Annotated in this window: 13 protein-coding genes; 3 read left to right on the top strand and 10 right to left on the bottom strand. The window is 70.6% G+C overall.

Translation table 11 applies throughout. The features are described 5' to 3' along the window. Nucleotides 1-146: 146 nt before the first annotated feature. The 4 genes from OG226_RS35335 to OG226_RS35320 all read right to left on the bottom strand — a co-directional run bounded on the left by OG226_RS35335 (nucleotide 147) and on the right by OG226_RS35320 (nucleotide 3,993). Nucleotides 147-1,175, bottom strand: coding sequence for a 6-phosphofructokinase (locus OG226_RS35335; RefSeq protein WP_329351125.1), 1,029 nt, complete (start codon nucleotides 1,173-1,175; stop codon nucleotides 147-149). A 144-nt stretch (nucleotides 1,176-1,319) separates the two neighbouring features. After that, the gene (locus OG226_RS35330) at nucleotides 1,320-1,997 is read right to left on the bottom strand and encodes a response regulator transcription factor (RefSeq protein ID WP_329351124.1); all 678 of its coding nucleotides are present in this window, start codon (nucleotides 1,995-1,997) and stop codon (nucleotides 1,320-1,322) included. Then, nucleotides 1,994-3,214, bottom strand: coding sequence for a MacS family sensor histidine kinase (gene macS, locus OG226_RS35325; protein WP_329351123.1), 1,221 nt, complete (start codon nucleotides 3,212-3,214; stop codon nucleotides 1,994-1,996). Before macS ends, OG226_RS35330 begins: the two co-directional genes overlap by 4 nt. A 32-nt stretch (nucleotides 3,215-3,246) precedes the next feature. Continuing rightward, nucleotides 3,247-3,993, bottom strand: coding sequence for a lysophospholipid acyltransferase family protein (locus OG226_RS35320; RefSeq protein ID WP_328686528.1), 747 nt, complete (start codon nucleotides 3,991-3,993; stop codon nucleotides 3,247-3,249). Between the two features lie 192 nt (nucleotides 3,994-4,185). Here OG226_RS35320 and OG226_RS35315 point away from each other — a divergent pair, with 192 nt between their 5' ends. Together OG226_RS35315 and OG226_RS35310 are read left to right on the top strand one after the other, a co-directional pair. Continuing rightward, nucleotides 4,186-4,998, top strand: coding sequence for an alpha/beta hydrolase (locus OG226_RS35315; RefSeq protein WP_328686527.1), 813 nt, complete (start codon nucleotides 4,186-4,188; stop codon nucleotides 4,996-4,998). Beyond that, complete coding sequence (locus OG226_RS35310) at nucleotides 4,991-5,611, top strand: hypothetical protein (protein ID WP_329351122.1); 621 nt, start codon at nucleotides 4,991-4,993, stop codon at nucleotides 5,609-5,611. Before OG226_RS35315 ends, OG226_RS35310 begins: the two co-directional genes overlap by 8 nt. Here the strand turns inward: OG226_RS35310 and OG226_RS35305 are convergent. The 6 genes from OG226_RS35305 to OG226_RS35280 form a co-directional block, all read right to left on the bottom strand. After that, on the bottom strand, nucleotides 5,608-6,393 hold the full coding sequence (locus OG226_RS35305) for an endonuclease/exonuclease/phosphatase family protein (RefSeq protein ID WP_329351121.1): 786 nt from the start codon (nucleotides 6,391-6,393) through the stop codon (nucleotides 5,608-5,610). The genes OG226_RS35310 and OG226_RS35305 overlap by 4 nt on opposite strands. Before the next feature lie 172 nt (nucleotides 6,394-6,565). Beyond that, entirely contained in the window at nucleotides 6,566-7,519 is a 954-nt protein-coding gene (locus OG226_RS35300; protein ID WP_033284421.1) for an ROK family glucokinase, read from the bottom strand. A gap of 199 nt (nucleotides 7,520-7,718) precedes the next feature. After that, nucleotides 7,719-8,216, bottom strand: coding sequence for a DUF5304 domain-containing protein (locus OG226_RS35295; protein ID WP_329351120.1), 498 nt, complete (start codon nucleotides 8,214-8,216; stop codon nucleotides 7,719-7,721). Between the two features lie 81 nt (nucleotides 8,217-8,297). Continuing rightward, nucleotides 8,298-9,470 (bottom strand): ArsA family ATPase, encoded by a 1,173-nt coding sequence (locus OG226_RS35290; RefSeq protein ID WP_329351119.1) that lies wholly within the window; start codon nucleotides 9,468-9,470, stop codon nucleotides 8,298-8,300. Nucleotides 9,471-9,746: 276 nt separating this feature from the next. After that, complete coding sequence (locus OG226_RS35285) at nucleotides 9,747-10,211, bottom strand: SRPBCC family protein (RefSeq protein WP_328683845.1); 465 nt, start codon at nucleotides 10,209-10,211, stop codon at nucleotides 9,747-9,749. A 147-nt stretch (nucleotides 10,212-10,358) separates the two neighbouring features. After that, nucleotides 10,359-11,156, bottom strand: a complete 798-nt coding sequence (locus OG226_RS35280; RefSeq protein WP_328683844.1) for a metallophosphoesterase family protein — start codon at nucleotides 11,154-11,156, stop codon at nucleotides 10,359-10,361. A gap of 296 nt (nucleotides 11,157-11,452) precedes the next feature. Here OG226_RS35280 and OG226_RS35275 point away from each other — a divergent pair, with 296 nt between their 5' ends. Then, entirely contained in the window at nucleotides 11,453-13,249 is a 1,797-nt protein-coding gene (locus tag OG226_RS35275) for an AMP-dependent synthetase/ligase (RefSeq protein WP_328683843.1), read from the top strand. Nucleotides 13,250-13,257: the final 8 nt, after the last annotated feature.

Raw genomic sequence — 13,257 nt, 5'->3', positions numbered from 1 at the left:
CGGATCCGACCCTTCAGCCCCCTCCGCCCGATCGACCGGTCCGGCCCATCCGGCTCCTTTGGCCGGATGGGCCGGACCGTCGGATCAGCCGGATCCGGCCATCCGCCGGTTCCGCGGGTTCCGCCCGTCCCACCCGTCCCCTCGGCTCAGCCGAAGAACACCCCGACCTCCTCGTACAGCTTCCGATCGACCGTCTTGAGCTGGGCTGTGGCCTCCGCGATCGGTACGCGGACGATGTCCGTGCCGCGTAGGGCGACCATCTTGCCGAAGTCGCCGTCGCGGACGGCCTCGATGGCGTGCAGGCCGAAGCGGGTGGCCAGCCAGCGGTCGAAGGCGCTGGGGGTGCCGCCGCGCTGGATGTGGCCCAGGACGGTGGTGCGGGCCTCCTTGCCGGTGCGCTTCTCCAACTCCTTGGCCAGCCACTCGCCCACCCCGGACAACCGGACGTGTCCGAAGGAGTCGAGGGTGCCGTCCTTGAGGACCACGTCGCCGTCCTTGGGCATGGCCCCCTCCGCGACGACCACGATCGGGGCGTACGACGCCTTGAAGCGGGACGTGATCCAGGCGCACACCTGGTCGACGTCGAAGCGCTGCTCGGGGATGAGGATGACGTTCGCGCCGCCCGCGAGGCCGGAGTGGATGGCGATCCAGCCGGTGTGCCGGCCCATCACCTCGCAGACCAGGATGCGCATGTGCGACTCGGCGGTGGTGTGCAGCCGGTCGATCGCCTCGGTGGCGATGCCGACGGCGGTGTCGAAGCCGAAGGTGTAGTCGGTGGCGGACAGGTCGTTGTCGATGGTCTTCGGTACGCCGACGCACGGCACACCGCTCTCGTCCCACAGCCGCGCGGCCACCCCCAGGGTGTCCTCGCCGCCGATCACGATGAGCGCGTCGACCTCCTGCGCGGCGAGGTTGGCCTTGATCCGGCTGATGCCGTTCTCCAGCTTCAGCGGGTTGGTGCGGGAGGAGCCGAGGATGGTCCCGCCGCGGGGCAGGATGCCGCGCACCGCGGGGATGTCGAGCCGGACGGTGTCGCCTTCGAGCGGGCCTCGCCAGCCGTCCCGGTAGCCGACGAAGCTGTAGCCGTACTCCTGTACGCCCTTGCGGACGATGGCCCGGATGACGGCGTTGAGTCCGGGGCAGTCGCCGCCTCCGGTCAGTACTCCGACGCGCATGGAAATATCCCTTCGCCGCGGTTTCCTGTGACAGCCACGCTAATGGTGATCCAGGTCACAGAGGGATGGGCGGGAAGGTCAATTTCGATGTCAGTTCCGAGATCAACTCCGGTGAACGGTCGGGGAGTTGATCAACCGGACCGGCTACGCGTCGTCCAGGCCGCGCTCTATCGCGTACCGGACGAGCTCCACCCGGTTGTGCAACTGCAGCTTGCCCAGGGTGTTCTGGACATGGTTCTGGACCGTGCGGTGCGAGATGACCAGGCGTTCGGCGATCTGCTTGTAGCTCAGGCCCTTGGCGACCAGGCGCAGTACCTCGGTCTCGCGGTCGGTGAGTCGGGGTGCCTTGGGCCGGTCGCCGTCGGTGGCCGGCGCCGGGTCGGAGGCCAGGCGGCGGTACTCGCCGAGGACCAGTCCGGCGAGCCCGGGTGTGAACACCGGGTCGCCGACCGCCGTCCGCCGCACCGCGTCCAACAGCTCTTCCGTGGAAGCTGACTTGAGCAGATAGCCGGTCGCGCCGGACTTCACCGCCTCCAGCACGTCCGCGTGCTCGCCGCTCGCGGAGAGGACCAGGACGCGCAACGCCGGGTTGGCGCCCACCAGTTCCTTGCAGACCTGGACGCCGGGCATCGCCGGCAGGTTCAGGTCGAGGACGAGGACGTCCGGGGCGGCGGCCTTGGCCCGGCGCACCGCCTGCTCGCCGTCACCGGCGGTGGCGACCACGTCGAAGCCGGACTCGGCCAGGTCGCGGGCGACGGCGTCGCGCCACATCGGGTGGTCGTCGACCACCATGACCCTGATCGGGCCCTGCTGCTCACTCATCGTGTCCCCGCCTTCCCCCGCGCTCTCGGTACCTTCAGCTCAACTTCCGTGCCCTGCCCGGGAATCGACACCAGTTCGGCACTGCCCCCCAGGTCCCGCAACCGCCCCCGGATCGACAGGGCGACCCCGAGCCGCCCCTCCCCCTCGGCCTGCGCGAGCCGCCCCTCGGGAATCCCGGGCCCGTCGTCCCGCACGGTCACCACGACCTCCCCGGGCTCGTCCTCGACCAGGATCCACGCCCGCGCGTCCTCACCGGCATGTCGGCGCACATTGTCCAGCGCGGCCCCGACAGCCGCGGCCAACTCCTTCGCCGCGGGCGCGGGCAACGGCACCGGAGCACCCGGCTCGGCGAAACTCACCTTGGCCGCCGCATACGGCGCGAGCAGCCCCCGCAGATCGACCGGCCCGTCGTCGGGTTCTTCGACATCCACTTCCACGGCCCTCACCACCGCGCCCTCCGCCGCGTCCAGCGACACCCGGGACACCGGCACCAGCGCGCCGGAGACCAGGGTGCGCAGCGCGATCTCCTGCTCGCCCGCCATCCGGCCCAGCTCACCCGCCTCGCCGCCGAGCACGGCACCGCGCCGCTGCACCATCGCCAGCACCTGGAGGACGCCGTCGTGGATGTCGCGGGCGAGGCGCTCCCGTTCCCGGGTGGTGGCCTCGATCTCCAGGGCGCGGGCGAGGGTGCGCTCGGACGCGCGGGCGACCTCCACGACGTAGCCGATCGCGATGGAGGCGACCCAGACGAGGACCACGTTGTGGACGGTGTCGCGGGCCGGGGAGCCGCGCTCGATCAGGTTGGCGACGGCGACCGGCGTCGAGGCGAACGCGGCCCAGCGCCAGCCGCCCTTGATGGCGAACGCGAGGACCGACCCGGCGGTCCATATCGACGGCAGCGTCGTACCGCCGCTGGAGATGTGGTGGTCGTCGGCCGCGAGCGGGGTGAGGACGATGCCGGTCAGCGCGATCGCGAGGTCGACGGCGAGGAAGCGCTTGGTGCAGGCGACCGCGCTCTGCACCCGGGGCAGGGTGACGAGCGTCCAGACGAACAGGACGACGTAGAAGGCGATGGCGACGGCGGGACGGTCGAACTCGTCGTAGGCGCTGACGAACAGCCCGATCGCGTACAGCATGGTGAGCACGCGGTAGCCGCTCAGGGCGCGCCAGAGCGGCTGCTCCACGGACATCCTGACGACACGTACCTGCTTGGCCATCTCCCCCACCCCCGACACAGACTCCGGCCCGCCTATGGGCTGGTCTGTTCCTTCTCCGTCTGTGCGAGTGCGGCCTTGGCCGCCTTGTCCGCTTCCTTGTCGGCCTTCTGCGCATCCGCGATCCGCCGCTTGGCGGCGGTCGCGTAGATGTCGACGTACTCCTGGCCGGAGAGCTTCATGATCTCGTACATGACCTCGTCGGTCACCGCGCGGAGGACGAAACGGTCGTGCTCCATGCCGTTGTACCGGCTGAAGTCGAGCGGCTTGCCGATCCGGATGCCGGGGCGCATCAGCTTCGGCATCACCTTCCCCGGCGGCTGGATCTTCTCCGTGTCGATCATCGCGACCGGGATCACCGGGGCGCCGCTGGCGAGGGCCACCCGCGCGAGGCCACCGGGCTTGCCCCGGTAGAGCCGGCCGTCCGGGGAGCGCGTGCCCTCCGGATAGATACCGAACAGTTCACCGCGCTCCAGGACGTCGATCCCGGCCTTGATCGCGGCCTCGCCCGCCCCGCGCGCACCGGAGCGGTCCACCGGAAGCTGGCCGGCGCCCTTGAAGAACGCGGCCGTCAGCTTGCCCTTCACCCCGGGGGTCGTGAAGTACTCGGCCTTCGCGATGAAGGTCACCTTGCGGTCCAGGACCGCGGGCAGGAAGAACGAGTCCGAGAACGAGAGGTGATTGCTCGCCAGAATGGCGGCGCCGTCGTCCGGAATGTTCTCCAGGCCCTCCACCCAGGGTCGGAAGGCGACCTTCAGCGGTCCCCCGATGGCGACCTTCATCGTGCCGTACAACAACCGAGTGCCTCCCGTTTCCGTCGATCAGACCTTAACCCGGAGCACTGTCAAAGGACCCGACGACCCTGGTCGGTGTCAGTGCGGTCGCGTACGGTTAACCGCACCTGGACTTGTTCAGACCCCTCTCATGAACACGCGTCTCACCATCACGCCCTTCTCATGAACAGGAGACCGAAGGTGCCGGTCCTCCCCGGAGCCGAGCCGTACCGCCACGAGGGCGGGGAGGTCGGAGTGCTCCTCTGTCACGGCTTCACCGGTTCCCCGCAGTCGCTGCGCCCCTGGGCGGAGCACCTGGCCGAGCGCGGCCTCACCGTGTCGCTGCCGCTGCTGCCCGGGCACGGCACGCGCTGGGAGGACATGCAGCTCACCGGCTGGCAGGACTGGTACGCGGAGGTGGACCGCGAGCTGCGGGCCCTGCGCGAGCGCTGCACGCAGGTCTTCGTCGCGGGCCTGTCCATGGGCGGCGCGCTGGCCCTGCGACTGGCCGCGAAGCACGGCGACGAGATCAGCGGGGTCGTGGTCGTCAACCCCGGAATCAAGGTGCACGGCCTCGCGGCGTACGCCCTTCCGGTGGCCCGCCATCTGGTGCGTACGGCGCCGGGCATCGCCAGCGACATCGCGAAGGAGGGCAGCGAGGAGGTCGGGTACGACAAGGTGCCGCTGCACTCCGCGCACTCCCTGCGCAATTTCTTCCGGCTGGTCGACCGCGAGCTGCCCCAGGTCACCCAGCCGCTCCTGCTGCTGCACAGCCCCCAGGACCATGTGGTTCCGCCGGCCGACTCGGCTCGTGTCCTCAGCCGGGTTTCCTCGGCCGACGTGACGGAGATCCTGCTGGAACAGAGCTACCACGTCGCGACGTTGGACCACGACGCGGACCGGATTTTCGAGGAGAGCTTCACGTTCATCGGCCGGCTCGCACCCAGTGTCGGCAAGCAGGCGTCCGACACGGGCCGGGTGAGCGAGCAGGAAGGGACGGCCACAGGTGGCTGAGCACGACTCCGACCGCGAGGGCCTCGAACCGGACGAGCAGGGCGTCCCGTTCGACGAGGAGGCCGCGTGGGCCGCGATCGTCGCCGGGTACGGCGACGAGCCCAAGGATCCGCCGGGCGCCAAGCCGTTCAAGTCGATCGAGGATCTCGCGCTGCTCGATCCCGAGAAGAACGACGCCAAGTCCACGGAGAAGCCGGACAAGGCGGACAAGGCGGAGCCCGCCGAAAGCCCGGAGAGCGCCGGCAAAGCGGAGCAGCCGCCCGCCAAGCCGCTCGGCAGTTCGGTCTCCTTCGCGCCCGGTGTCGGCGGTCCCCGTGACTTCACCTCGCCGGACTCCTCCGAGGAGGACTTCGACGAGGACGACGAGGGCCACTTCGTACCGCCGGAGCCGCCCCCGCTGCCGGACGCCGACACGACCGCCAAGTTCGCCTGGCTCGGGGTGATCGGCGGCCCGATCCTGCTGCTGCTCGCGGTGCTGCTCAGCTGGGACATGACCTGGTGGCTGGCGACCATCGGGATCGGTGGATTCCTGGGCGGGTTCGGCACGTTGGTGATGCGGATGCGGACCGATGAGGAGGACGGGGACGATCCGGGGCGGGGTGCGGTCGTCTAGCTCGTCTCGTTCGTCCGGTTCCTGGAGTTCGCGGGGATCTTGAGGGCGGCCAGCACCGGGAAGTGGTCGGTGGCCGCCCTCACATCTGCCTCCGTGACTCCGGGCAGCCCGAGCGGAACCCCGCAGCCCAGTACCTCGATGCCCTGCGTCGCGAAGATCGCGTCGATGCGCTGGAAGGGGTTGCCGGGGGTCCAGGTGTTCTCGGCGCCCCAGGGGGCGGTGGCCCAGCAGTCCTGGAGTTCCTTGGCCAGGCGGCCGAAAGTCCGGCCGTCGGGGCGGTCGTTGAGGTCGCCGCCCGCGATCACGTGGTCCACGCCCATGCCGGCCAGCCGGTCGAGCAGCATGCCGCCCTGTTCGTAGCGTTCGTCCTGGCGGAGGCTGAGGTGGCAGCTGAGGACTCCCAGGCGGGCGCCTCCGAACCGTACGACCGCGGTGGCGAAGCCGCGTCGGTGTTGGCCGGGGGTCAGGGGCAGGAGTACGTCCTCCGTGCGCTCGACCGTTGCCCGGAGCGAGCACAACAGCGCCGGGCCCGCCGCGGTGCCTCCGCCGGAGAGGACCACCAGGTCCGACGCGGAGGCGAGGCGGGCCAGCTTTTTGCGCCAGCGGAAGAAGAGGGGGGCCTCTTGGATCAGGACGAGGTCGGGGGCGCAGGCCCTGATGACGCGGGCCAGGGCGTCCGTGTCGTCGCGCATCGAGCGGATGTTGTAGCTCAGGACGCGGATGATCGCCGAACCGTCGGGTTCGGTGCGGGAGTTGGGGAGCAGCGGGGTCGAGGTCGCCATGCGGATTAAGATACGACGAAGCATGGGGATGCGCGGGTCGGGTGTCGGCTGCGGGTGCGTCGTGGCTGGTCGCGCCCACGCGGCGGAGCCGCATATCGACACAGCCCCGCGCCCCTCGAAGCGAAAAGCCAAGGCGGGGCGCGGGGAACCGATGTCACTCACGAAGTGAGGGTCACATGATGGGGTCCGGCTCCCTCGCCAGGTCCGCCGCGCCCACCATGCCCGCCTTGTTGCCCAGTTGGGCCGCGATCACGTCGGCGACCGGGCGCCAGTTGCCGCCCACCAGCCAGCGTTTGTAGGACTTGCGGATCGGGTCGAGGACCAGTTCGCCCTCGTCCGAGAGGCCGCCGCCGACGATGAACGCGGAGGGGTCGAAGAGGGAGGCGAGGTCGGCGAGTCCGGCGCCGGCCCAGCGGGCCAGTTCGCGGTACGAGTCGACGGCCACCGGGTCGCCCTGCCGGGCGGCCATGGAGATGTGCTTGCCCTCGATGCCCTCGGGGGTGCCGTCGCCGAGCGAGAGGAGCACCTCCGCGGACTCGGGGGTGGCGTTCGCGCGCTGCTTGGCGTAGCGCACGAGCGCGCGGCCCGACGCGTACTGCTCCCAGCAGCCCTGCGAACCGCAGCCGCACAGCAGGCCGTCCGGCACCATGCGGATGTGGCCGAACTCGGCGGCCACCCCGAAGTGTCCGCGGCGCAGCTTGTTGCCGATGATGATGCCGCCGCCGAGGCCGGTGCCGAGCGTGATGCAGATGACGTTGCGGTGGCCCTTGCCGGCGCCGAACTTGTACTCGCCCCAGGCCGCGGCGTTCGCGTCGTTCTCCACGACCACGGGGAGGCCCACGCGGGCCTCGACCTTCTCCTTCAGCGGTTCCTGGCGCCAGTCGATGTTCGGCGCGAAGTAGACCGTGGAGCGCTGACGGTTGACGTATCCGGCGGCACCGATGCCCACGCCGACGATCTCGTGCCCGGCGCGCGCTCCGTCGACCGCGGCGGCGATGGCGTCCACGATGCCCTCGGCCGTGCCCGGGGTCGGCACCTTGTGGGTCGAGAGGATGTTGCCTTCCTCGTCGACCACCCCGGCCGCGATCTTGGTGCCGCCGATATCGACGCCGATGGTGAGTCCCATGAATCCCTCAGTTTCGGTCGAGCCCCGCTACGGCCCACCGTACCCGAGGGCCTGCCGTCGGAATCGCGGCGTTCGCCCGTAGGACGGGCCCGACGACGGCGCCTGAGGGTCCTCCCACGCCCTGGAGGCCGTGGGGGGGAATGTGTGCGTGCCGGACGCCGCCGGGCGACGTGCGTCCGGCGGCGGGCCTTCCGGGCTTCTAGTCCAGGTCGATGCGTTCCCCGGGACCGGAGTCGTCTCCCCGGTCGCGGCGGTCGTTCTTCAGGTCCTTCAACTCGCTGTCGCGGGCCGTCCAGCGCTGCTCCTGGGCCTGGACCGCGGAGCGGTACGCGGCGAGGAGTTCGCTGCCGGCGGCCGCCAGGTGGTCGAAGACGTCCGGGTTGCGTTCGATGACGGGCTCGACGGCCGCCTTGGCCTGTTGGACGACCTGCTTCACCACCTGCTGCGCGGCCGGTCCGGCGACCTGGCCGAGCAGCGGGGACTGGAGGCCGGACAGTTTGTCCGCGACGGTGTCGACGAGCTTGCGCAGTTCCTCGGCGGCCGAGCTCGGGGGCTGGCCGTACTGGGTGCGGCGGCGGGCCTTCTCCGCCGCGAGGTCTTCGGCGGCCGCCGTCGCCCAGGCGTCGGCGTCGGTCGCCCGCACCTCGTCGAGCGCCTCGTCCTTGCGGGCGTCGGACGGGGGGAGCTCTTCGCTCATGACGGACTCCTGACTACGGTTCGTCTCTACGACGTTACCCGAATGGGCGTACGTGCTTCACGGCTCCGCACCCACCAATCCTCACCTTCCCTGCGGCCACAGGTCCGGGTCGGGGGCGAAACGGATGCGCAGTTCGCCCTCCCGCAGGGCGGCGCCGGCCACGGTGCAGCGGCGCAGGGCCGACGGCAGCGGCACGATCCGGCGGAACCGGCCGACGGTGACGACGAGTTCGTCGCCGCGCCGGACCAGGTCCAGTTCGTCCCGTATCGCGCCGGGCAGCGGAATGCCCCAGACCAGCACGCCGTCCTCGGCCAGCCGGTCGGTGACCGGCCACTCGACCGCGGAACCGGCCTCGGTGACACCGGGCACGGCGAGCGCGGCGAGGTCGTCGGTGCCGCGCGGGTCGTGGCCGAGGTGCGGGACGTGCCGGACGTCGTCGTACGTCCCCTGCCACTCGTCGAGGGTCTTGCGCTGCTGCGCGTTGAGGCCGGCGAGCCAGGTGTCCTCGACGGACTCGGGCAGCACCCGGTTGGCGACCAGGACGTCGGGGCGCAGGCCGCGCAGGGCGAGTGCGAGCCCGGCCTCACGGACGGCGTCGGCGCCCGCCGGTCCGGGCTCGGCGACCAGTCGTACGGTCGTGTCCCGGTCGGCGAGAACAGCTTCTACGGCGGCCAGTTCGACGTCCCAGCGGCCTGCCGTGTCGTAGAGCCACTCCGAGGGCATCGGGACGCCGGCGAGGCGGCCGAGGACCGGGCGGAGGGCGCGGGCCGCCTGCCGCTCGGCGGGGAGGAGGCGGCGGAGGTAGCGGCGGAGTTCCTCGGGGAGGGCGAGCAGGGCGAGCGCGTGGGGGGTCGGCGGGAGGTCCACGACGAGGAGGTCGTAGGCCTCGGACAGGGCCGCGTCCCTGAGGGCTCGGAGGAGGGCCAGTTCCTCGGCGCCGGGGAGGGGGGTCACCTCTTCCGCGTCCAGGCGGGCCGCGCCGAGGAGTTCGAGGGCGGTGGAGGCGCGGTCCTGGAAGGCGGTGAGGTCCGCGCGGAAGGATTCCGTGGCGTCGGGGCGCCATGCCGTGAGGTTCTCGGCGGCTTCCACTGGGGCCGCTCCCGTCACCACGCCCAGGGCGGCGCCTAGGGTGTCGCCGCGGTCGGCACCGAGGAGGAGTGTCCGGGTGCCGGTGCCTGCGGCGGCTTGGGCGGTGGCTGCGGCGAGGGTGCTGCGGCCGCTGCCGCCTGGGCCGGTGATCAGGATGGTACGCATATGAGTGAACGGTAGTCGCTCGGTGGGGGTTGAGCGCCGTCGCCGGAGGCTCCGCCCCCGGACCCCGTCGGCCCTGAAGGGGCCTCGTCCTCGAACGCCGGACGGGCTGGGTACAGCCGACCTGCGCAGGAAGGCACCGGACACGCTGGATGGCGCCGGGCCGCGTCAGAAATGGCACCGGCCCGTCGCAGAAGGCGCCGCACGGGCTGGACAGCCGGCCTCGCCGAAAAGGCACCGCACGGGCCCAGGGTGCCGGCCGGCGCCGAAGAGGCCGGCCTACTTCTCGCCCGTCTCCACCGGCGGCTCGCCCGACTCCACCCGCTTCTTCAGCCCCGCCAACGCCCGGTCGATGATGACCTTCTCGGCCTTGCGCTTGATCATGCCCAGCATGGGGATCTTGACGTCCACCGTGAGGAGGTACGTGACCTCCGTGGCGTCCGCGCCCTTGGGCTTGAGGAGGTAGGAGCCGTCCAGGGAGCGCAGCATCTGGGACTTGACGAGGGTCCAGGAGACCTCGTTGTCGCCGGTCCAGGTGTACGCGAGGGTCTGGTCGTCCTTGATCGCGCCGGCGTCCATGACGAGGCGGACCTGTTCGGCCCGGCCGCGCTCGTCGGTCTTGAGGACGTCCGCCTCCTTCACCTCGCCGGTCCAGTCCGGGTAGCGGGCGAAGTCGGCGATCACTTCCATCACTTCGGCCGGTGCCGCCTCGATCGTGATGCTCGAACTGGTGTGTTCCGCCATCGCTGTGGCTCCTCCAGATGCGGACCGGCAGGGCGTCGTCGTCGTGCGCGTGTGCGTGCAGCGTGAAGGCTACCTCCCCGCCAACCCCCTTACCGCACCCCCTACCTGCGGACATCAGGAGGAGGTCGGGACGACGTCAGGAGGAGGTCACCACTCCAGTACCCACGGCTTGCCGCTCCCCGCGAAGTGCCCCACGTTCACACACTCGGTCGCCCCGATCCGCATCCGCCGCACGAGCGGCTGGTGGACGTGGCCGAACAGTGAATAGCGGGGCCTGGTGCGGCGGATGGCGTCCAGGAGGGCGCGGCTGCCGCGTTCGAAGCGGCGCGCGACGGTGTCGTAGACCAGCTCGGGGACCTCGGGCGGGATGTGGGTGCAGAGGACGTCGACCTCGCCGACCGCCTCGATCTTGGCGGCGTACTCCTCGTCGCTGATCTCGTACGGGGTGCGCATGGGGGTGCGGAGGCCGCCGCCGACGAAGCCGAACGTCCAGCCGCCGATCTCTACGCGTTCGCCGTCGAGCACGGTCGTTCCGGGACCGGCGTACTCGGCCCACAGGGTCGGCATGTCGACGTTGCCGTAGGTGGCGTACGTCGGGGTGGGGAAGGCGGCGAACATCTCGGCGTACTGTTTGCGGACCGCCTTCTCGATCAGCGCCGCCCGGTCCCCGCCGACGCCGGACCAGAGGCGGGCGCCCAGTTCTCGGGCCTCCTCGAAGCGGCGGGCGGTGCGCAGCTCGACCAGGCGGTCGGCGTTCTCCTCGCCGAAGAGTTCGGGGAAGATCCCGCGCGCGTGGTCGGCGTAGTCGAGGAAGAGGACGAGGTCGCCCAGGCAGATCAGGGCGTCGGCACCCTCGCCGGATCTGGCCAGGTCACGGGCGTTGCCGTGCACGTCGCTGACCACATGGATGCGCGTCCCGGAGTTACCGGCCGGTGTGGGTGCCATGACGATCAAGCGTAGGCGTGTGCGGCAAACGTGAACAGTGGCGGCGGAGCTTGCGGTTACTGGCCAGTCAAGAAAGGCGTGGACTACTGTGCGCGAGGAAACACCAATCTGTGTGACGCAGCGAACATCTCGCCCGACCCCCCTGTCGTAGGACCCATACCGGCGGGTAACGTCCGGGCAGTCCAGTCGTGCTCAGGATTTCAACCACCGGGTCCTGACGCACCTGCCCGAGTCTTGGACCGGACCGTCGCATCACACAACGTCGTGGCGCCGGCGCCCTATGAGGAGCAGCAGTCTTGCGCGAGTTCAGCCTTCCGGCTTTGTACGAGGTCCCTGCGGACGGCAATCTGACCGACATCGTCCGCAGAAACGCCGCGCAGCACCCAGATGTCGCCGTGATCGCCCGTAAGGCGAACGGAGGTTGGCAGGACGTGACCGCCACGGTCTTCCTCGCCGAGGTGCACGCCGCCGCCAAGGGGCTCATCGCCTCCGGCGTCCAGCCCGGCGACCGGGTCGGCCTGATGTCCCGCACGCGGTACGAGTGGACGCTGCTCGACTTCGCGATCTGGTGCGCGGGCGCGATCACCGTGCCGGTGTACGAGACCAGCTCGCCGGAGCAGGTGCAGTGGATCCTCGCCGACTCGGGCGCCACCGCCGTCGTCGTCGAGCAGGACGGGCACGCGGCCACCGTCGAGTCGGTGCGGGCGCAGCTGCCCGCGCTCAAGCACGTGTGGCAGATCGACGCCGGTGCGATCGACGAGCTGGACCGTGCGGGCAAGGACGTCACCGACGCGACCGTCGAGGAACGCAGCTCGCTGGCGAAGGCCGACGACCCGGCCACCATCGTGTACACCTCCGGTACCACGGGTCGGCCCAAGGGCTGTGTGCTCACCCACCGCAGCTTCTTCGCGGAGTGCGGCAACATCGTGGAGCGGCTGCGCCCGCTGTTCCGCACCGGCGAGTGTTCGGTACTGCTGTTCCTGCCGCTCGCGCACGTCTTCGGGCGGCTGGTGCAGATCGCGCCGATGATGGCGCCGATCAAGCTGGGCCTGGTCCCGGACATCAAGAACCTCACCGACGAACTCGCCTCGTTCCGGCCGACGTTGATCCTGGGCGTGCCGCGCGTCTTCGAGAAGGTCTACAACTCGGCGCGGGCCAAGGCGCAGGCGGACGGCAAGGGCAAGATCTTCGACAAGGCGGCCGACACCGCGATCGCGTACAGCCGCGCGCTGGACACCCCGGCGGGCCCGTCCCTCGGTCTGAAGATCAAGTACAGGACGTTCGACAAGCTCGTCTACAGCAAGCTGCGCGCGGTGCTCGGCGGCAAGGGCGAGTACGCGATCTCCGGCGGCGCCCCGCTGGGCGAGCGCCTGGGCCACTTCTTCCGCGGCATCGGCTTCACGGTCCTGGAGGGCTACGGCCTGACCGAGTCCTGCGCGGCCACCGCGTTCAACCCCTGGGACCGCACGAAGATCGGCACGGTCGGCCAGCCGCTGCCCGGCTCGGTCGTGCGCATCGCGGACGACGGCGAGGTGCTGCTGCACGGCGAGCACCTGTTCAAGGGCTACTGGAACAACGAGGCCGCCACGGCGGAGGCGCTGGCCGACGGCTGGTTCCACACCGGCGACATCGGCACCCTCGACGAGGACGGCTACCTCAGCATCACCGGTCGTAAGAAGGAGATCATCGTCACCGCGGGCGGCAAGAACGTCGCCCCGGCCGTGATCGAGGACCGCATCCGCGCGCACGCGCTGGTCGCGGAGTGCATGGTCGTCGGCGACGGGCGGCCCTTCGTGGGCGCGCTGGTCACCATCGACGACGAGTTCCTGGGCCGCTGGGCGGCCGAGCACGGCAAGCCGGTGGGTTCCACCGCGGCGTCGCTGCGTGACGATCCGGACCTGGTGCGGGCGGTCCAGGACGCGGTCGACGACGGCAACGCCGCGGTGTCGAAGGCGGAATCGGTGCGGAAGTTCCGCATTCTGTCCTCCCAGTTCACGGAGGAGTCGGGCCACCTGACGCCGTCGCTGAAGCTCAAGCGCAATGTGGTGGCCAAGGACTACGCGGACGAGATCGAGGCCATCTACCAGAAGTAGCGGGCCCC

This window comes from Streptomyces sp. NBC_01261 (assembly GCF_036226385.1).
Taxonomy (GTDB): Bacteria; Actinomycetota; Actinomycetes; order Streptomycetales; family Streptomycetaceae; genus Streptomyces.
Note: the sequence above shows the minus strand (reverse complement) of the source record. Positions and strands in the feature narration are given on the sequence as shown.